This is a genomic window from Brucella sp. TWI432, assembly GCF_039674445.1.
Classification (GTDB): domain Bacteria; phylum Pseudomonadota; class Alphaproteobacteria; order Rhizobiales; family Rhizobiaceae; genus Brucella; species Brucella chromiisoli.
Window position 1 is genome coordinate 426222 of the sequence record NZ_JBDJNL010000002.1, and the last position, 18464, is coordinate 444685.

An 18464-nucleotide genomic window follows, 5' to 3' on the forward strand; every position below is an offset into this window, starting at 1 on the left:
GTTACACACCATATGAGCAAGCATGATACCTTTATCCGTCCTTGATCTTTCACCCGTCCCTGAAGGCAGTAATGCAGGACAGTCTCTGCGCAACACGCTCGAACTGGCCCAGCAGGCCGAGAAATTGGGCTTTACGCGCTATTGGCTGGCCGAGCATCACAACATGCCGGGCATTGCCAGTGCTGCAACCTCCGTTGTGATTGGCCACGTGGCAGCGGGCACATCCACCATCCGCGTTGGTGCGGGTGGAATCATGCTGCCAAACCATTCACCATTGGTGATTGCCGAACAGTTTGGCACGCTGGCTTCGCTGTTTCCGGGGCGTATTGATCTGGGTCTTGGTCGTGCGCCGGGCACCGATCAGATGACTGCGCATGCACTGCGCCGTAATTTGGAAAGCAGCGCCAATGATTTTCCACGCGATGTCGTGGAGCTTCTCAATTATTTCAAGCCAGCCGATCCGGGGCAGCGCGTACAGGCCGTGCCGGGCGCGGGGCTGAATGTTCCTGTCTGGATTCTCGGCTCCAGCCTGTTTGGTGCGCAATTGGCTGCTATGCTGGGGCTGCCTTATAGCTTCGCCTCCCATTTTGCACCGGCTGACATGGAGCGCGCCGTCGAGCTTTATCGCGAACGTTTTGAGCCATCTGAATATCTGCAAAAGCCTTATGTCATGCTTGGGCTGAATGTCATTGCGGCGGATACGGATGAAGAAGCACATTATCTGTTCACATCGCAATTACAGGCATTTGTGAATTTGCGCAGCGGTCGTCCGGGCAAGCTGCCAGCACCTGTCGCGGGGTATCTGGAGCAACTTGATCCCTCAGCACAAGCACTGGTGCGCCAGATGCTGTCATGTCGTGTTGTGGGTGGCCCTGAAACCGTCGACAAGGGCATTCGCGAATTTGCTAAACGCACCGGCGCTGACGAACTGATGGTCACAGGCATGATCTATGACCATCAGAAGCGTCTTCGTTCTTATGAGATTGTCAGCAATTCGATGGCGTGAGGATCAAACTCGCGATTGATCTCGGTGAGAAGCCAGTCGCGAAAGGCTTTAACGGCAGGCGTGTTTGCGCGCGCCTGCGGTGTTACAAAGTAATAGCTGCTCGGGCTTTTGACGGTGTGCTGATAGGCCACGACAAGCTGCCCGTTTTCAATTTCGGTGCTGATCAGAAACAGTGGCATCAATGCAATCCCAAGACCTGCGATACAAGCCTGAGAGACATTCGAGAACTGCTCAAAGCGCATTCCGCCCGCTACAGGTGCAGCAATGTCGAGGCTTTTAAACCAGTGGTTCCATGCGCCGGGGCGTGATGCCATGTTGAAAAGCGGCAGGCGTAACAGGTCCGCAGGCGAATTGACGGGATGCTGTTTCAGAAAAGCCGGGCTGCACACAGGCGCAACCGTTTCTTCCATTAAAAATGTGCAATCGGCATTGGGCCAGTCTGACTGGCCAATATGGATTGCCGCATCAAGGCCTTCGCGTTCAAAGTCGAACTGACCAATGCGGGTGGCAAAATTCAGAATAATATCCGGATATTGCGCCACAAAACGCGGAATCCGCGGGATCAGCCAGCGGGTGCCAAATGTCGGCAGGAATGCGAGATTAAGCGTCGTTCCACGCATTTGCGACATGACCTGCAATGACGCCGCACGAATGGCAGCAAGGGCAGGGCTGATCGCATGAAGATAAGCGCGCCCGGCATCGGTCAGCATAACGTGGCGGCTGGTGCGCTCAAACAGAGCGGCGCCAAGCTGTTCTTCCAGTAAAGCGATCTGACGACTGACTGCGCCTTGCGTCAGAGACAGCTCTTCCGCAGCACTCGAAAAGCTTTCATGCCGCGCCACTGCATCAAAGGCAGCAAGCGCGCTTGTTGAAGGAAGCAGGCGTCTCGAGAGCGAAATCATGATCTATTACTAAATGGAATAGATCGATGAGTAAACGTAAATTGCATGTCGAAATAGGCTGCGCCATAGTCTCTCCAACCAAATCTGAGGAGACCATTCATGTCGCGTGCCGCATTTAACTGGGAAGATCCGTTTCTGCTTGATGAGCAACTGACCGAGGACGAGCGGATGATCCGCGACTCGGCGCAGGCTTTCGCGAGCGATGTACTGCTGCCGCGCATTGAGAAAGCTTATCTTGATGAAACGACCGATCCGGACCTGTTTCGTCTGATGGGGCAGGCTGGCCTTCTTGGTGTAACGCTTCCCGAAGAATACGGCGCAGCCAATGCTGGCTACGTTTCCTATGGTCTTGTGGCACGCGAAGTCGAGCGCATCGATTCCGGCTATCGTTCGATGATGAGCGTTCAGTCGTCGCTCGTCATGTATCCGATCTATGCTTATGGCTCTGACGAACAGCGCAAGAAATATCTGCCGGGTCTGGTTTCCGGCGAATTGATCGGCTGCTTTGGTCTCACTGAGCCTGATGCCGGTTCCGATCCTGCGGGCATGAAAACTCGCGCCGACAAGATCGATGGCGGCTATCGCATCAGCGGTTCCAAAATGTGGATTTCCAACTCTCCGATTGCTGACGTGTTCGTAGTCTGGGCCAAGTCAACAGCGCACGACGGTGCGATCCGTGGCTTTGTGCTTGAAAAGGGCATGAAGGGTCTTTCTGCACCGAAGATTGGCGGCAAGCTTTCGCTGCGCGCTTCAATCACTGGCGAAATCGTCATGGATGGTGTGGAAGTCTCGGAAGATGCGCTGTTGCCGAATGTGTCAGGCCTCAAGGGTCCGTTCGGCTGTCTCAACCGTGCGCGCTATGGCATTTCATGGGGTGTGCTGGGTGCGGCAGAGGATTGCTGGTTCCGCGCCCGTCAGTATGGTCTCGATCGCAAACAGTTCGACAAGCCGCTGGCTGGCACGCAGCTTTATCAGAAGAAGCTCGCCGATATGCAGACTGAAATAGCGCTGGGCTTGCAGGCCTCTTTACGCGTTGGTCGTCTGTTTGACGAAGGCAAAATGGCGCCTGAAATGATTTCTATCGTCAAGCGCAACAATTGCGGCAAGGCGCTCGATATTGCACGGCAGGCGCGTGACATGCATGGCGGCAACGGTATTCAGATCGAGTATCACGTCATGCGCCACGCGCAAAATCTTGAAACCGTCAACACCTATGAAGGCACGCATGATGTTCATGCGCTGATTCTCGGGCGTGCGCAGACCGGCATTCAGGCCTTTTTCTGATCACCGGAAAGGTTTTGAGAAATGCAGAATACACCGCTTGCGGGTCTGAAAGTCATTGAGCTGGCCCGCATTCTGGCCGGTCCATGGGTCGGACAGACACTGTCCGACCTCGGTGCGGATGTTATTAAGGTCGAAAGCCCTGAAGGTGACGATACCCGCACATGGGGGCCGCCCTTTATCGAGGTTGAAGGCGAAAAGTCGGCCGCCTATTTCCACGCCTGCAATCGTGGCAAACAGTCGATCATCGCTGATTTTCGCACCGAAGAGGGCAGGGCACTTGTGCGTAAGCTCGTTGCCGATGCTGATGTGGTGATTGAGAATTTCAAGCTCGGCGGTCTTGATAAATACGGTCTCGATTATGAAAGCCTGAAAGCGATCAATCCACGCCTGATCTATTGCTCAATCACGGGGTTTGGCCACACCGGGCCTTATGCAGAGCGTGCGGGTTATGATTTCATGATCCAGGGCATGGGCGGTATCATGGACCTGACCGGTGAGCCGGACGGGCAACCGCAGAAGATTGGTGTGGCTTTCGCAGACATCTTTACGGGGCTTTATAGTGTCATCGCTATCCAGTCGGCGCTCATCATGCGTGAGCGCACGGGCAGGGGCCAGCATATCGATATGGCGCTGTTTGATTGTATGACAGCGGTTCTTGCCAATCAGGGCATGAACTATCTGGCATCCGGCATTTCGCCCAAGCGTATGGGTAATGCGCATCCCAATATCGCGCCTTATCAAACGCTGCCTGTATCGGATGGCTATTTCATTATCGCCTGCGGCAATGATGGTCAGTTTGCAAAGCTGACGGCTCTGCTTGGAGTTGGCGAACTGGCGAGTGATTCCCGATTTGTCACCAATTCGCTGCGCGTTGCCAATCGCGATGCTCTGACGGCTTTGTTGGAAGAGCGTACGAAGCAATGGCTACGGGATGATCTTCTGTCAGCGCTTGCCAAAGCAGGTGTGCCTGCCGGGCCGATCAACACGGTTGAGGATGTGTTTTCCGACCCGCAATTCATCGCGCGTCAGATGAGAATCGACCCAGATGGTGTTCCGGGACTTCGTACACCGATCCGATTCTCGGATGCTGAGTTAAAACTCGACAGACGTTCGCCGAAACTGGGCGAACATAGCGATAATTTATAAGAAAAGCCCGCTTCAAGCGGGCTTTTCATTTTGTCTTTGAAGATAAATCGTTGCTGCCAATCAGGCGCAAATCAAATTTTCTCAGGAAGAGAGTGGTGCGGTCGAGAAGACTCGAACTTCCACGGGTTGCCCCACAGCGACCTCAACGCTGCGCGTCTACCAATTCCGCCACGACCGCACTGTGTGGTAGAAGCTGAACACTGTCAGCGAGAGGGCATTTAGCAAATCAGTTTCGACTGCACAAGGCTATTCTTTCAGTTGAGCACAATTGATTGAATTTATTTTGTGATGCGCTTAAACGCTTGATTTTAAAATGCAAAGAACTCAGCTTAATCTGGTGGTTAACCAGATCGCGGAGCGACATTTTCAATGTAAATGATAATTCTGGAAGAGAATGGTGCGGTCGAGAAGACTCGAACTTCCACGGGTTGCCCCACAGCGACCTCAACGCTGCGCGTCTACCAATTCCGCCACGACCGCACGTGGTAGAAGCTGAACTTGTCAGCGAGGAGGCATCTAGCAAATCGATCCGACAGGCACAAGCCTATTCTTGAACTTCGCCCAATCTTTTTGAAAATAATAGAAAAATAATGAGTTATCAGCCGCTGATCCCTTGAAGGCGCTTAATGTCTTCCAGCCTTTTGACGGTTTCTGCATAGCCGATGTCGATTGCCTCAGATGCGCGGTGGAAATCTGCGAGGCCGATTTGTGCAACGGTTGGCATCAGCGAAACATCCGGTGGATCGCCAGCCATACGCGCGCGTGAAATGCGGTCCTGAATGATGTTGAAAGCTTCCATCATCACACCCGTTATACCGAGGCGGTTTTCTTTGCCGCCTTGTATGGCTTCGGTGAGATTTTCGCGCTGCGACTGTGCGTGTTTGATGACGGCTGCACGTCCGAACTGATCGTAATGAAGGTTCACAGCGAGAACCAAGCGTTGTTCATAGGCGCGGCATACGGAGACTGGAACCGGGTTGACCAGCGCGCCATCGACCAGCACACGCTCCTGCCAGCGGACAGGCTCGAACACGCCGGGCAGGGCATAGGAAGCGCGCATGGCTTCGACTAAAGGGCCATTTGAAAGCCAGATTTCATGGCCGGTGTGCAATTCGGTGCAAACAGCCACGAAGGGGCGGTCAAGCTCCTCAAGGCGCAAGCCATCGAGATGCTCACGCATACGATTGTCAAGCTTCATGCCACCGAACAGACCACTCCCGCGAAATGTGATGTCGAGAAGATTGAACATCCGCCGCCGCGTGAGACTGCGCGCAAATTCTTCCAGTTGATCAAGCTTTCCGGCAAGATAGCAGCCGCCGACCAATGCGCCGATTGAGGTGCCGGCAATCATTTCAATCTCGATCCCAGCCTCATCAAGTGCGCGCAGCACGCCAATATGCGCCCATCCACGCGCGGCACCGCCGCCCAGAGCAAGGGCAATGCGGCGCGGCTGATGTCGCACCTGTGGCTGATTGATGATTTCTTCTTCAGGCGTCAGGGCTTGTGGATTGGCAGCCCTGCGCCTTTGACCCCATGCACGCATATCGATTAAGCACCTCTTGTTTTGATGATATTACCAAAACACGGTATCGAAACAATAAATGCTGCGATTTGAAGGCCAAGAAAAAACTTAGAGCGACCTTTGTATGTTCAACAGCAGCCCGTTAATGCTGGTGGTCGCAGGAGCCACTCAGTGACAGGCTGATCTGACCATTTTCGGACTGCACCTGGCGATAAAAGCAGGAGCGCCGACCGGTGTGGCAGGTTGGGCCATCGCCTGCGACGCGAACCTTGAGCCACAGAGCATCCTGATCGCAATCGGTGCGCAGTTCGATCACGCTTTGCAGGTTGCCGGATGTCTCGCCCTTTTTCCAAAGCGTGTTGCGGGAGCGCGACCAATAATGCGCAATCCCGGTTTCAAGCGTCAGGCGCAGCGCTTCTTCATTCATATGTGCGACCATGAGCAATTCACCATCATGCGCATCCGTCACGACGGCTGTGATGAGGCCGGAAGCGTCGAAGCGCGGCATGAAAACCGCACCTTCTTCAATCGCCTTCTTGTCGGAAGGTTGGGCAGGGAAAAAGCTCATTGTTGCGCCTGATAAATTGGTTTTACTTGCGGATAAGGCTCATGAAGCGGACCTGTTCGTTCACTTCTTCCTTAAAAGTGCCGGTAAAGGTGGTGGTGATCGTGCTTGAACCCTGCTTACGGATGCCGCGCATCGCCATGCACATATGTTCCGCGTCGATCATGACTGCAACGCCGCGTGGCTTGAGAATACGCTGAATGCTATCAGCGATCTGCGCGGTAATGCTTTCCTGCGTTTGCAGGCGACGGGCAAAAATATCAACAACGCGTGCAATCTTGGACAGGCCAAGCACCTTGCCATCAGGCAGATAGGCGACATGCGCCTTGCCGATAATTGGCACCATATGGTGTTCGCAATGCGAGAAGAAGGAAATGTCCTTCACCAACACCATATCGTTATAACCCGAGACTTCCTCAAAAGTCGTGCCCAGCACATCTTCCGGGCTCTCATCATAGCCACCAAAAAGTTCGCTATAGGATTTTGCAACACGCATGGGCGTATCGAGAAGCCCTTCACGGTCGGGATTGTCGCCGGCCCAGCGAAGAAGGGTTCGCACAGCAGCTTCTGCTTCGGCCTGTGTTGGCTTTGGCGATTCTTTGGAAACAATGGGTTCGTTATCGATCGGAAGGATGCGAGCGTCCATTCGTATTCTCCAGTAGTCTCCTTCACGGAGGAGACGAGTTAAACGGACAATACAGCGATGCGTCTTGCGAACGTGCGATGTATTGATCCGGCAACACCAAGCTGCCGGACGGATATTTGTGCGACTTCATAACCATGCGATAATCTGACCATGGCGCAGCTGCGCACTGCCTATTATATAGACAGGAAAATGCAACTTCAAACCGTTACCGGACGACAATTTTGCATTTTTATCCGGTAAGGCGGAAGGTTCATCTCAATGATAGACGATGTATATAACAAACGTATCCTTGAATTTGCAGGGAACATTGAACGACTGGGACGCATTGCGGAGCCTGATGCCGTGGCGACTGTTCATTCAAAATTGTGCGGTTCGACAGTGACTGTTTATCTCAAGATGGCGGATGGGGTGGTTACGGACTTTGCACATGAGGTGAAGGCTTGTGCTTTGGGGCAGGCGTCATCCTCGGTTATGGCGCGCAATGTGATAGGTTGCACGGCGCAGGAATTGCGCGCTGCGCGCGATTCTATGTACAAGATGCTCAAGGAAAATGGTCCTGCACCTGACGGTCGTTTTGAAGATCTGAAATATTTTGAACCGGTGCGAGACTACAAAGCCCGTCATGCTTCAACGCTTTTGACATTTGATGCAGTTGTCGACTGCATCCGTCAAATCGAGGAAAAGGTGCAGGCCGCCTGATGTGCAACTGCGGGAAAGATCATCCGGCCAAGGCTGCGATCAATAAGAAGCGACAAACCCGCAATTTTACCGATCCTTGGCGCAAAACACCGGGCAGGGTGCTGGGGACGGGTTTGATCAGACTTTACCAGCTCACGCTTTCATCCTTTATCGGCAATTCCTGCCGCCATATGCCGACCTGTTCAGAATATACCTACGAATCTGTTGCTCGTTACGGATTGTGGAACGGCAGCTGGATGGGACTTTTTCGTATCATGCGCTGTGGTCCCATGGGGACTCACGGTTTTGACCCTGTGCCGAGAGAACTTTCGGACGAATTTCGGTGGTATTTGCCCTGGCGATTCTGGCGGGTTTCATCACCCAGGCGCTGAAAAACTGTTAAAAATTGTTGATTTATTGTGTGTTGCTCAGAATTCGTTAATGATAAATCGGTTTTATCAGGAAATGCAAATCAAGTTGAGCAAGCGTCTTTTTCACGCCGCAATTCGACTTCATTTGCAATGAGTTTTCTCTTCTTGTGAGCCATCATGCATAAATTATCGTCACGCATCTCCCGGCTGATTGCAGGTGTTGCGCTTGGTGCCAGCATCTTCTGTGCAACCAACGCTATGGCCAATGTTTCATGGGTTGTGTTTGATGCCGATAGTGGCGTGATTCTTGGGCAGGATGGCTCAACCGTACAACATGCGCCTGCATCGCTTGCCAAGATGATGACCCTTTATCTGGCTTTTGAAGCCTTGAAGACCGGTCGGATTCATTGGGACGATCAGATGCCGATTTCTAAAAATGCGGCGGCAAAAGTCAGAATGAAACTCTGGCTCAAGGCAGGCGAAACCATTTCGGTTCGCGATGCGATCAGCGGTATGATTGTCGTATCTGCCAATGATGCAGCCACTGTCATGGGCGAATATCTGGGTGGTTCAGAAGCCTCTTTTGGTCGCCTGATGACGCAGAGAGCCCGAAATCTCGGCATGAAGAGTACCTATTTCGTCAATCCATCGGGTTTGACCGGAAAGATGACGCAATTGACGACTGCACGCGATATGGCTGTGCTTGGCATGTCGCTGCGCCGTGATTTTCCAAATGAGTATGCGTTGTTTTCCCAGCGCTCCTTCGCTTACAAAGGACGTCCGTTCAACGGTCACAACAATCTGATGTATCGCTATCAGGGCGTTGATGGCATCAAGACCGGATATACGGATGTTTCGGGCTATAATCTCGTTTCCTCCGCGATCATCAATGACAAGCATCTCGTTGGCGTTGTGCTTGGTGCTGGCTCCTCGCGCGAGCGTGATGATCGCATGGCAAAGCTGCTGACACGTTTTGGCAAGGAGGACGCCGGAACCGGCATCGACGAAATCGTGACCGCTTCGGTTCAGACACCTTTGCCCGTTATCTCGCCGCTTATGCCTGAAAAGCCAAAAGCCGATGTGATTGCCGATACGATTGACGACAATAGGATCGAGCAGGGTGATGGCGGCTTTTTGGTGAAAGCTGCGATGTCTGCATGGCGTGTTCAGGTTGGAGCGACTCCATCGCGTTCAGGTGCTGATGCGTTGCAGGCAAAATATCTGCCGGTGGTGAGCCGTCTGGTCCCGGGTACAAAAGGCGAGATTTCGCCATCGACGCGCGGTCGCAAGGTCTATCGTGTGCGCTTCACGGGCTTCAAAGATTCAGATGCAGCGCAAAAGACCTGCGTACAGCTTCAGCAGCAGGGTGTTCCCTGCCTTGCCATTCGCAACTGATTTTCTTTAGTCGTCGGAATTCTGATCGCGCTGTGATGCAGTTTGCCACGGCGCTTTTCCTTTACGTGCTGATCAAAAGAGATTAATAGCCAGTCTTCATTCAAGATTACATAGGCGTGGCTCTGTTACAGAGAGCGCCTTTCGTGAGTAAACCACCCGCAATCGTTGGCGGGACTGGATAAGGAGAATATGATGTCGAACGTTTCCATGCAGTTTCCTGATGGCTCGGTGCGCGAATATGATGCCGCAACAACCGGTGCCGAACTCGCCGAATCGATTTCCAAATCACTTGCCAAGAAAGCCGTGGCTTACGCCGTAGACGGTACCGTGCGTGATCTTTCAGATCCGCTTGGCGCTTCCGGTGCAATCGAAATTTTGACCCGTGAAGATCCTCGTGCGCTGGAACTGATCCGTCACGATACGGCGCACGTTCTGGCCGAAGCTGTGCAGGAGCTTTTTCCGGGAACGCAGGTTACAATCGGTCCAGTCATTGAGAACGGCTTTTATTACGACTTTGCGCGGAATGAACCTTTCACGCCCGATGATCTGCCGGTGATTGAAAAGAAGATGCGCGAAATTATTCAGCGCAACAAGCCATTCACCAAGCAGGTGTGGTCGCGCGAGAAGGCCAAGCAGGTTTTTGCCGATAAGGGCGAAAGCTACAAGGTCGAACTCGTTGACGCGATCCCTGAAGGTCAGGATCTGAAAATCTACAATCAGGGCGAATGGTTCGATCTTTGCCGCGGTCCGCATATGGCGTCCACGGGCCAGATCGGCAATTCATTCAAGCTGATGAAGGTTGCTGGTGCCTACTGGCGCGGCGATGCCAACAATCCGATGCTGACACGTATTTACGGTACGGCATTTGCCAATGATGTCGATCTCAACGCTTACCTTCATATGCTTGAAGAAGCGGAGAAGCGCGATCACCGCCGTCTGGGTCGTGAAATGGACCTGTTCCATTTCCAGGAAGAGGGTCCGGGCGTTGTTTTCTGGCACGCCAAAGGCTGGCGCATGTTCCAGACGCTTGTCGCTTATATGCGCCGTCGTCTCGACAGTCATGGCTATCAGGAAGTCAATGCACCGCAGGTGCTGGACAAGTCGCTTTGGGAGACATCCGGTCACTGGGGTTGGTATCGCGACAACATGTTCAAGGTGACTGTTGCCGGTGATGATACCGACGATGATCGCGTGTTTGCATTGAAGCCTATGAACTGCCCAGGTCACGTTCAGATATTTAAGCATGGTCTTAAGTCTTACCGCGATCTGCCTATAAAGCTTGCAGAATTTGGTAATGTGCATCGCTACGAACCATCGGGGGCATTGCATGGCCTGATGCGTGTGCGTGGCTTCACGCAGGACGATGCGCATGTGTTCTGTACCGAAGAGCAGATGGCGGACGAATGCCTTCGTATCAATGATCTCATTTTGTCGGTCTATAAAGATTTCGGCTTCAAGGAGATCACGATCAAGCTTTCGACGCGTCCTGAAAAGCGCGTTGGTTCGGATGAATTGTGGGATCGCGCTGAAAGCGTGATGATGACGGTTCTTGAGCAGATCAAGGAACAGTCGGACGACATCAAGACTGGCATTCTGCCAGGTGAGGGTGCGTTCTACGGTCCGAAATTCGAATATACGCTGAAAGATGCGATTGGCCGTGAATGGCAGTGCGGAACGACACAGGTTGATTTCAACCTGCCGGAACGTTTTGGCGCTTTCTACATCGACAGCAATTCGGAAAAGACGCAGCCGGTGATGATCCATCGTGCCATTTGTGGCTCAATGGAACGCTTCCTCGGCATTCTGATCGAAAATTTCGCCGGTCACATGCCGCTGTGGTTTGCTCCGGTTCAGGTTGTTGTTGCGACGATCACCTCGGAAGCTGATGGCTATGCTGCGGAAGTTGCAGCCAAACTCAAGGCGGCAGGCTTGCAGGTCGTGACTGACACACGCAACGAGAAGATCAACTATAAGGTTCGCGAACATTCGGTTCAGAAGGTTCCGGTGATTCTCGTTTGCGGTATGCGTGAAGCGGAAGAAAAGACGGTTAATATGCGTCGTCTTGGCTCGCGCGATCAGGAATCCATGACGCTGGATGAAGCGATTGCTCGTCTGAGCGAAGAGGCAACACCGCCTGATCTTTTGCGTCTGCGCAATGCATAAACAAAAAGGCCCACTTCGAGTGGGCCTTTTCGCAATTTTACTGGAAATGCTTTAGTCCTGAGCGGCGTCGTTGTCTGTCAGTGCTTCCGACTCGCGGTTGGCGATGACTTCCACTTCTTCATTGTGGCCCGAGGTCACTTTGAAGTCGCGCTGATAAATTCGGTCTTTGTTTTTCGCGATGGCGACGTAGTCACCCTCAATGAGAACCATCGATGAATAAGCGCCTGCGCTTTCACGAACCACATCACCCGAAGCATTGAGTATCGACCATGACGTGTCAGCGAGCGCTTCACCGCCTTTTTCACGCACCAGTTTTAGAATGACTTCCGCAGCGCGATGTTGAACTGTGGCTTCTGTCAGTTTGCCTGCCTCGACCCGAATATCGGCGCGGATTATCGCATTGGCCGTGCCATAATTGGAGACAACGTGATAAGTGCCGCTGTTTAGCCGGATGATGGTATCCGGTTTTACATCGGGAACGATCAGCGAGCGTTCGCTATTGTCCTCATCGGCATAGATAGAGAAGCGAACAAGGTCGCTTTTGATTTTGCCGGCATCCGGCAGGACGGCGCTTAGCTTCATTCCGCCAGCATCAAGCGTCATGACTTCATGACGAGTGCCATTGGTGAGCGTAATGCGCTTGGTTGCGCCCGCACGGCCATATGCGGCATGAACCAGATAGCTGCCTTCTGGCAGGTTGAAAACCGCGCCGCCACCCTTTGACGATGCAATCAGCGCCAATTGTCCGTCCGGGCCAACCTCTGGCGCAAAAACACGCCAGACAAGCCCAGAGGGTATATCCGGCCCATCTTGATTAAGACGGGCTTTCAGATCAAGCTCACTGGTTTTAACGAGAGGGTTGTTTTCAGGGCTGGACGGATTTGCATAGGGACTGAGTTTTGGCAGGTCGAGCTTTGGCTGCGGGAGGTCAGGCAGGCCGATTGTGCCGTTAATGTCCTGCGCAAGTGCCGGTGACGATGCAATCAGGGCAAGCGAAACAGCCGCTACAAGTGCCTTGCTGCGTGATAATTTCGTATGCTTTTTCTGAAACAGGTCTGAGCGATCTGACATGGTGATGTTTTGCACTCAAGCGCATGGCAAATTCAAGGCTAAACTGACCGTTGTGTTTCAAATTTATCATTGCGCCTGACGCATCGTCATTGATTTTAGGCTTTACACCTTCATGATGTCGCGCGAGAAGAAGTCGCCTCCATTGAAGTGGAGCGATTTATGCAGATTTGAGCGATGAGGTTTCCCCCCGTGACACATCCGGTCTTTGAGTTTCTGGCGCAGCGCAGTTCCACGCCGATTTCCGCGATTTCCGAGCCAGCGCCGCAAGGTGCTGAGCTTGACGAGTTGCTGAAAGTTGCAGCCCGCGTGCCTGATCATGGCCGTCTGACGCCATGGCGCTTCATCCTGTATCGCGGTGATGTGCGCCATCAGGTTGGTGCATATCTTGCCAAGCGCGCTGAAGAGCGGGAAGGGCCGTTGCCTGATAGCCGCAGGGATCAGGAGCGCGCGCGTTTTGCACGTGCGCCATTGGTTGTTGGTGTTATCTCCTCACCCGTGGCGCATGAGCGTATCCCGGAATGGGAGCAGTTTCTTTCAGCTGGTGCGGTAGCCATGAACCTTTGCACGGCAGCCAATGCGCTCGGCTATGCAACGAACTGGATTACCAACTGGTATTCGGATGATGCACCGGCTCGCACCTATCTCGGCCTTTCGCCAGACGAGCGGGTTGCGGGTTTTGTTCATATTGGAACAGCGAAAAACAAAATGCCGGAACGTCCGCGTGCAGATATGGATAAGATTGTGTCCGATTATAATGGTCCGTGGTCATCTTGATGTTGAATATTAGCAAACTTGCTTAAACGCTGGAAAACCCGATGTTTTATGAACCACAATCAGGTCATAATCTGCCTCATAATCCATTCAAGGCGATCGTTGCACCACGCCCCATCGGCTGGATCGGAACACGTTCAAAGACGGGGGCCGTAAACCTCGCACCCTATTCCTTTTTCAATGCAGTATGTGACACGCCGCCGATGATCATGTTTTCATCCAGCGGGGTGAAAGACAGCGTGACATTTATTGAGGAAACGGGTGAATTTACAGCCAGTCTGGTCAGTGATCATCTTAAAGAGCATATGAATGCAACATCGGTAAATGCCCCGCGCGGTATCAGCGAGTTTTCATATGCCGGACTGACTGCCGCCCCAAGCAAACTTATCGCAGCGCCCTTTGTAAAAGAGGCCTATGCGGCCCTTGAATGTGTGGCCGTTGAAGTTCGAAATTTGCAGGACAAAGAGGGCAGGCGAACCGATAATTACATGGTGATCGGCGAAGTTGTTGGTGTTCACATTGATGAATCCGTGCTGACAGACGGCCTATTCGACATCCGAAAAGCCAAGCCGGTAACACGCCTTGGCTATATGGATTATGCGACCACGCAAGAGGTCTATCAGATGACCCGCCCAAAATGGGAAGATAAGTCGTGAGGAAAGGGGCTGATTAAAGCCCCTTTTTCTTCGCCTCGATCCAAATGGCTTCCATATCATCAAGCTGGGCTGACTCGAGATTGCCACCGGATTCTTTGAGCGATTTTTCGATATAATCGAAGCGGCGCTTGAACTTGTCATTGGTGGCGATCAATGCGGTTTCGGGGTCGATTTCCAGATGCCTGCCGAGGTTGACCATCGCGAAAAGAAGATCGCCATATTCCTCCTGAATATGGGCCTTGTCGTGAGATGCCATTGCCTCTTTGAGTTCTGTGGTTTCCTCGGCAATCTTGTCAAGGATGGGGGCTGCTTCAGACCAGTCGAAGCCAACCTTGGCAGCTTTTTGCTGGAGCTTTAATGCGCGCAACAGGGCAGGGAAGGCCTTCGGAATGTCATCTAGATAGCGGGTTTTCTCGACCGTTTCCAAACCAAGCTTTGCGCGGCGTTCTGCGCGCTCTGCCTTTTCCTCAGCCTTGATGCGGTTCCATGATCCCTTGGCCAGGCCTGCGCTTCTGGCTTCTTCATCGCCAAATACATGCGGGTGGCGACGGATCATTTTGCGCGTGATGGCTTCGACCACATCACCAAAGGCGAACTGGCCCTGTTCTTCCGCCATGCGCGAATGAAACACCACCTGCAACAACAGATCACCAAGCTCTTCGCGCAAATCATCCACATCATCGCGTTCGATGGCGTCGAGAACCTCATAGACCTCTTCAAGCGTATAGGGTGCAATCGATTGCGATGTCTGTTCAACGTCCCATGGGCAGCCAGTTTCTGGATTGCGCAGGGCGATCATGATTTCGAGAAGACGGTCAATATTGCGGGAAGGTTCCATCTTCGCTCCATAAAAAGTGATGAGGCACTGTTCGGGTAATTTGCGAGAATTGTATGGACCGGGTTGCAGTCCGCTTCGGTTTTGGCATAGTCAGCACAATGACCGGGATCGCATATCAAGGCGATATGTTCAACAAGCAGGTATTGAGAGAATGACGATTCTTGTAACGGGTGGTGCCGGATATATCGGTTCGCATACATGCGTGCAGTTGATTGAAGCTGGCCATGATGTTGTTGTGGTCGATAATTTTGATAACAGCAGCCCGGAATCACTCCACCGTGTAGAGAGAATTACCGGCCGGGCACCGATCCGTGAGCCGGGCGACATTCGGGATCGTGCGCTTCTTGAACAGATTATTAAGCGCCATAAATGCACGGCCGTTATTCATTTTGCTGGCCTCAAGGCCGTTGGTGAATCGAACGAAAAGCCGCTGCATTATTACGATTGTAATGTGGTTGGCACGCTGCGTTTGTTGCAGGCAATGGAAGCGACGGGTGTTAAGACACTTGTTTTCAGCTCGTCGGCAACAGTTTATGGCGAACCGGAAAAGCTGCCGATTACCGAAGACCAGCCACTTTCTGCGACCAATCCTTATGGGCGGACAAAGCTGATCATCGAAGAGATGCTGCGCGATCTTTATAACAGTGATAAGAGCTGGAAAATTGCTATTTTGCGCTATTTCAATCCGGTAGGTGCGCATGAAAGCGGTCTGATCGGTGAAGATCCCAAAGGGATTCCAAACAATCTGATGCCGATCATTGCGCAGGTGGCAACCGGTCGCCGCGAAAAGCTCCATATCTGGGGCAATGATTACGATACGCCCGATGGCACCGGCGTGCGTGATTATATTCATGTGGTTGATCTTGCGGCCGGACACCTGAAAGCATTGAAAAAGCTGGATGAACCGACGTGTTTCTCTGTCAATCTCGGGACAGGGCACGGCTACAGTGTTCTTGATGTGGTTAAGGCTTTTGAGCACGTCTCAAACCGTGAGATCAAATATGAGCTTTCACCGCGCCGCCCCGGTGATGTGGCAGAATGCTATGCTGACCCGGCTTTTGCGCGTGATTTTCTTGGCTGGACTGCTCAGAAAGATTTGCGCGAAATGTGCAAAGACATGTGGAACTGGCAATCGAAGAATCCTGACGGATACAATGTAGATTGATTTTTCAAAGCCGCTCGCTTTGGTGGAATTATGTTGCAAACTCCCTGAAAAGTGAACGGATCAGCCCTCCAGCCTGTCCTTTCGTGTTGTGCCTGCTTTTGATGGGGCTATTACAAGCGGGAAATAATTGCTGATGATGAAAGCGCCCCAACCCATTCGAAACGGGGGCTTTCAGATTGATGCGCTGAAGGACTGACGAGATAATGCGTTTTCTACCCGATAAGTTCACCTGCATGTTGATCGCAACGATTGTGCTTGCATCAGTCCTTCCTGTGCAGGGTGATTTTGCTGTTTGGTTTGCCATTGCGACCAAGGTCGCGGTGGGGCTTTTGTTCTTCCTTCATGGTGCGCGGCTATCGCGTGAAGCCGTCATTGCCGGTGTCATTCACTGGAGGCTGCACCTGGTGGTAGGCTGCGCAACATTCGTTCTTTTCCCAATTCTAGGACTTGTTGCTGGCTGGACAATTCCGGGGCTCGCGCAATCTCCGTTTTACCTTGGCATTCTTTATCTCTGTGTTTTGCCGTCCACTGTGCAATCATCCATCGCTTTTACGTCAATGGCTGGCGGTAATGTGTCGGCAGCGATTGTTTCGGCGTCCGCATCCAATATTTTCGGTATGTTTCTGACACCATTGCTGGTGGGATTGCTTTTTGCTGTTAAAGGCAGCGGTGGAATTTCGATCGATGCGCTCCAGTCGATTTTGCTGCAATTGCTTGCGCCCTTTGTGCTGGGGCAGATTTTGCAGCCATGGATCGGTCATTTCATGCGTCGCCATAGCAAAGCGCTTGGTTTTGTCGATCGCGGTTCCATCCTTATGGTCGTCTATCTGGCTTTCAGCGAGGCCATTGTTGAAGGCCTTTGGCGCACGGTTTCGTGGAATGATCTCGGCGTGATGTTTGGTGTGAATATAATGCTTCTGGTCATCGTGATGCTGGCGACGTGGTATGGCAGCAAGTGGCTGGGCTTTCATCGTGCCGATCGTATCACCATCATGTTCTGCGGCTCCAAAAAGAGCCTTGCCAGTGGTGCGCCAATGGCAAGCGCCATCTTTGCAGGTGCGAATGTTGGCAGTGTCGTGCTGCCGCTGATGCTGTTTCACCAAATTCAGCTTATGGCCTGCGCTGTTATTGCGCGCAGGCTTGCAGAGCATAAACCCAGCGCCACGATAAAAGCAGCTGCTGCGGAGTAGGGGCCTTCGCGCATTATCTTTTTGCGGTTTGCTTGTCATACCGGGAAAGAAAATCTACAGAGAAATTCCAATCGGTCGTGTCGGGAAAGGCAAGTTTTATGGCGGACAAGAACAAAGAGACTTTCGATCAGGAAGCGCTTGCAGAAGCCTATAATCTCGCGCTTTCGCTCGAAAAATCCGGCGATCTGGATGCTGCGGCCAAAGCTTATGAGGACGTGTTGCGCATTGATCCCGACGATCATGGTGGTGCTGCGGTCCGCCTCGCAAGCATGGGGCGCGGATCCGTTCCGCCAAAAGCGCCGGATGCCTATGTGTCGACGTTGTTTGATCAGCATGCAGAGATGTTCGACACAATTCTTGTCGATCAGCTTGGCTATGATGTGCCATTGCAGTTGCGTGAAATGCTTCTCGAAATGGATGAAGAGTTTCAGGCAAAACGCATGCTGGATCTTGGCTGCGGCACCGGGCTTTCAGCCGATGCGCTTGATGATATGGCCGAACACAAGACTGGCGTTGATATTTCTGAAAACATGATCGAAGTCGCTTATGACAAAGGCGATTATGATGCGCTTTTTGTGGGCGAAGCCGTCAAGTTTCTTGAAAACACGCAGGAAGACGCCTGGGATTTGATCGTCGCGACCGATGTGCTGCCTTATATGGGGGAACTCGAAGCGTTTTTTGCGGGCGTTGCCAGGCATCTTAAGGCAGACGGATATTTCTGCTTTTCCAGCGAAACGCAAAGCGATGCGCGATTTGCGGATCGTCACTTCATGGTTGGTGATTTCCAGCGTTTTGCACATGCACAGTCTTATGTCCGCTCGCAGTTGTCTGAGCATGGAATGGACTGCATTCGCTGCGAAGATATCACTGTGCGCAGTGAGCAAGGCTCGCCAGTACCAGGGCATCTTTATATCGCTAAACGCCGCTAAAACGGCATGATGATACGTCCGATTGTTCCATAATCCATATTATGCAATTTAATCATATAACGGCGATATACAGATGCGACACATGGGCAATTTAGAGATGCGACATTTTTTGTATCTCTTGCCCTTTTCAAATCGAACGCGGAAAGGAAGACTAGGTTTTCAGCTG

At 52.4% G+C, this 18464-nt stretch carries 18 protein-coding genes and 2 tRNA genes; 12 read left to right on the top strand and 8 right to left on the bottom strand.

Features of this window, described 5'->3' with window-relative positions; genetic code table 11:
• The first annotated feature begins 22 nt into the window (after positions 1-22).
• Positions 23-1006 (top strand): LLM class flavin-dependent oxidoreductase, encoded by a 984-nt coding sequence (locus ABE527_RS07140; protein WP_396996970.1) that lies wholly within the window; start codon positions 23-25, stop codon positions 1004-1006.
• Here the strand turns inward: ABE527_RS07140 and gcvA are convergent.
• The gene (gene gcvA / locus ABE527_RS07145; RefSeq protein WP_499696499.1) at positions 976-1908 is read right to left on the bottom strand and encodes a transcriptional regulator GcvA; all 933 of its coding nucleotides are present in this window, start codon (positions 1906-1908) and stop codon (positions 976-978) included. The genes ABE527_RS07140 and gcvA overlap by 31 nt on opposite strands.
• 99 nt (positions 1909-2007) lie before the next feature.
• Here gcvA and ABE527_RS07150 point away from each other — a divergent pair, with 99 nt between their 5' ends.
• Entirely contained in the window at positions 2008-3192 is a 1185-nt protein-coding gene (locus ABE527_RS07150) for an acyl-CoA dehydrogenase (RefSeq protein WP_064320643.1), read from the top strand.
• A 21-nt stretch (positions 3193-3213) separates the two neighbouring features.
• Positions 3214-4338, top strand: a complete 1125-nt coding sequence (locus ABE527_RS07155) for a CaiB/BaiF CoA transferase family protein (RefSeq protein WP_499696500.1) — start codon at positions 3214-3216, stop codon at positions 4336-4338.
• A gap of 93 nt (positions 4339-4431) precedes the next feature.
• Here the strand turns inward: ABE527_RS07155 and ABE527_RS07160 are convergent.
• The 5 genes from ABE527_RS07160 to folE form a co-directional block, all read right to left on the bottom strand.
• Positions 4432-4516, bottom strand: a tRNA-Leu gene (locus ABE527_RS07160).
• A 217-nt stretch (positions 4517-4733) separates the two neighbouring features.
• Positions 4734-4818 (bottom strand) — tRNA-Leu (locus tag ABE527_RS07165).
• 118 nt (positions 4819-4936) lie between these two features.
• Positions 4937-5881 carry a patatin-like phospholipase family protein gene (locus ABE527_RS07170; RefSeq protein WP_396998561.1) on the bottom strand — a complete coding sequence of 315 codons (945 nt, stop codon included), beginning with the start codon at positions 5879-5881 and terminating at the stop codon, positions 4937-4939.
• A gap of 121 nt (positions 5882-6002) precedes the next feature.
• Positions 6003-6428, bottom strand: coding sequence for a phosphoribosyl-AMP cyclohydrolase (hisI, locus tag ABE527_RS07175; RefSeq protein WP_499696501.1), 426 nt, complete (start codon positions 6426-6428; stop codon positions 6003-6005).
• A gap of 22 nt (positions 6429-6450) precedes the next feature.
• On the bottom strand, positions 6451-7071 hold the full coding sequence (gene folE, locus ABE527_RS07180) for a GTP cyclohydrolase I FolE (RefSeq protein ID WP_265984670.1): 621 nt from the start codon (positions 7069-7071) through the stop codon (positions 6451-6453).
• Positions 7072-7329: 258 nt separating this feature from the next.
• On the opposite strand from folE, the gene ABE527_RS07185 reads away from it, so the two are divergent.
• The 4 genes from ABE527_RS07185 to thrS all read left to right on the top strand — a co-directional run bounded on the left by ABE527_RS07185 (position 7330) and on the right by thrS (position 11678).
• Positions 7330-7770: an iron-sulfur cluster assembly scaffold protein gene (locus ABE527_RS07185; protein ID WP_499696502.1), complete on the top strand. Its 441-nt coding sequence runs from the start codon at positions 7330-7332 to the stop codon at positions 7768-7770.
• Positions 7770-8141: a membrane protein insertion efficiency factor YidD gene (gene yidD, locus ABE527_RS07190; RefSeq protein ID WP_265984672.1), complete on the top strand. Its 372-nt coding sequence runs from the start codon at positions 7770-7772 to the stop codon at positions 8139-8141. Before ABE527_RS07185 ends, yidD begins: the two co-directional genes overlap by 1 nt.
• A 156-nt stretch (positions 8142-8297) precedes the next feature.
• Entirely contained in the window at positions 8298-9515 is a 1218-nt protein-coding gene (locus ABE527_RS07195; RefSeq protein ID WP_499696503.1) for a serine hydrolase, read from the top strand.
• Between the two features lie 189 nt (positions 9516-9704).
• Positions 9705-11678 (top strand): threonine--tRNA ligase, encoded by a 1974-nt coding sequence (gene thrS / locus ABE527_RS07200; protein WP_499696504.1) that lies wholly within the window; start codon positions 9705-9707, stop codon positions 11676-11678.
• 51 nt (positions 11679-11729) lie between these two features.
• Here thrS and ABE527_RS07205 read toward each other — a convergent pair whose 3' ends face one another.
• On the bottom strand, positions 11730-12749 hold the full coding sequence (locus ABE527_RS07205; protein WP_499696505.1) for an RgsD C-terminal domain-containing protein: 1020 nt from the start codon (positions 12747-12749) through the stop codon (positions 11730-11732).
• A 189-nt stretch (positions 12750-12938) separates the two neighbouring features.
• On the opposite strand from ABE527_RS07205, the gene ABE527_RS07210 reads away from it, so the two are divergent.
• Both ABE527_RS07210 and ABE527_RS07215 read left to right on the top strand, forming a co-directional pair.
• The gene (locus tag ABE527_RS07210; RefSeq protein ID WP_499696516.1) at positions 12939-13523 is read left to right on the top strand and encodes a nitroreductase family protein; all 585 of its coding nucleotides are present in this window, start codon (positions 12939-12941) and stop codon (positions 13521-13523) included.
• Between the two features lie 41 nt (positions 13524-13564).
• Positions 13565-14176, top strand: coding sequence for a flavin reductase family protein (locus ABE527_RS07215; protein ID WP_499694594.1), 612 nt, complete (start codon positions 13565-13567; stop codon positions 14174-14176).
• A 13-nt stretch (positions 14177-14189) separates the two neighbouring features.
• On the opposite strand, the gene mazG is transcribed toward ABE527_RS07215, so the two are convergent.
• On the bottom strand, positions 14190-15014 hold the full coding sequence (gene mazG / locus ABE527_RS07220) for a nucleoside triphosphate pyrophosphohydrolase (RefSeq protein WP_499696506.1): 825 nt from the start codon (positions 15012-15014) through the stop codon (positions 14190-14192).
• A gap of 151 nt (positions 15015-15165) precedes the next feature.
• Between mazG and galE the strand changes: the two genes are divergently transcribed.
• From galE to ABE527_RS07235, 3 genes are all read left to right on the top strand, one after another.
• Positions 15166-16179, top strand: a complete 1014-nt coding sequence (gene galE, locus ABE527_RS07225; protein WP_265984678.1) for a UDP-glucose 4-epimerase GalE — start codon at positions 15166-15168, stop codon at positions 16177-16179.
• 203 nt (positions 16180-16382) lie between these two features.
• Positions 16383-17369 (top strand): bile acid:sodium symporter family protein, encoded by a 987-nt coding sequence (locus ABE527_RS07230; RefSeq protein WP_265984679.1) that lies wholly within the window; start codon positions 16383-16385, stop codon positions 17367-17369.
• A gap of 98 nt (positions 17370-17467) precedes the next feature.
• Complete coding sequence (locus tag ABE527_RS07235) at positions 17468-18298, top strand: class I SAM-dependent methyltransferase (RefSeq protein ID WP_499694592.1); 831 nt, start codon at positions 17468-17470, stop codon at positions 18296-18298.
• The last annotated feature ends 166 nt before the right edge of the window (positions 18299-18464 follow it).

What these genes read in the sequence shown, in the direction of transcription:
- ABE527_RS07140 (WP_396996970.1), top strand. Translation starts at nt 23, where the DNA reads ATGATACCTTTATCCGTCCTTGATCTTTCACCCGTCCCTGAAGGCAGT.
- gcvA (WP_499696499.1), bottom strand. Translation starts at nt 1,908, where the DNA reads ATGATTTCGCTCTCGAGACGCCTGCTTCCTTCAACAAGCGCGCTTGCT.
- ABE527_RS07150 (WP_064320643.1), top strand. Translation starts at nt 2,008, where the DNA reads ATGTCGCGTGCCGCATTTAACTGGGAAGATCCGTTTCTGCTTGATGAG.
- ABE527_RS07155 (WP_499696500.1), top strand. Translation starts at nt 3,214, where the DNA reads ATGCAGAATACACCGCTTGCGGGTCTGAAAGTCATTGAGCTGGCCCGC.
- ABE527_RS07170 (WP_396998561.1), bottom strand. Translation starts at nt 5,881, where the DNA reads ATGCGTGCATGGGGTCAAAGGCGCAGGGCTGCCAATCCACAAGCCCTG.
- hisI (WP_499696501.1), bottom strand. Translation starts at nt 6,428, where the DNA reads ATGAGCTTTTTCCCTGCCCAACCTTCCGACAAGAAGGCGATTGAAGAA.
- folE (WP_265984670.1), bottom strand. Translation starts at nt 7,071, where the DNA reads ATGGACGCTCGCATCCTTCCGATCGATAACGAACCCATTGTTTCCAAA.
- ABE527_RS07185 (WP_499696502.1), top strand. Translation starts at nt 7,330, where the DNA reads ATGATAGACGATGTATATAACAAACGTATCCTTGAATTTGCAGGGAAC.
- yidD (WP_265984672.1), top strand. Translation starts at nt 7,770, where the DNA reads ATGTGCAACTGCGGGAAAGATCATCCGGCCAAGGCTGCGATCAATAAG.
- ABE527_RS07195 (WP_499696503.1), top strand. Translation starts at nt 8,298, where the DNA reads ATGCATAAATTATCGTCACGCATCTCCCGGCTGATTGCAGGTGTTGCG.
- thrS (WP_499696504.1), top strand. Translation starts at nt 9,705, where the DNA reads ATGATGTCGAACGTTTCCATGCAGTTTCCTGATGGCTCGGTGCGCGAA.
- ABE527_RS07205 (WP_499696505.1), bottom strand. Translation starts at nt 12,749, where the DNA reads ATGTCAGATCGCTCAGACCTGTTTCAGAAAAAGCATACGAAATTATCA.
- ABE527_RS07215 (WP_499694594.1), top strand. Translation starts at nt 13,565, where the DNA reads ATGTTTTATGAACCACAATCAGGTCATAATCTGCCTCATAATCCATTC.
- mazG (WP_499696506.1), bottom strand. Translation starts at nt 15,014, where the DNA reads ATGGAACCTTCCCGCAATATTGACCGTCTTCTCGAAATCATGATCGCC.
- galE (WP_265984678.1), top strand. Translation starts at nt 15,166, where the DNA reads ATGACGATTCTTGTAACGGGTGGTGCCGGATATATCGGTTCGCATACA.
- ABE527_RS07230 (WP_265984679.1), top strand. Translation starts at nt 16,383, where the DNA reads ATGCGTTTTCTACCCGATAAGTTCACCTGCATGTTGATCGCAACGATT.
- ABE527_RS07235 (WP_499694592.1), top strand. Translation starts at nt 17,468, where the DNA reads ATGGCGGACAAGAACAAAGAGACTTTCGATCAGGAAGCGCTTGCAGAA.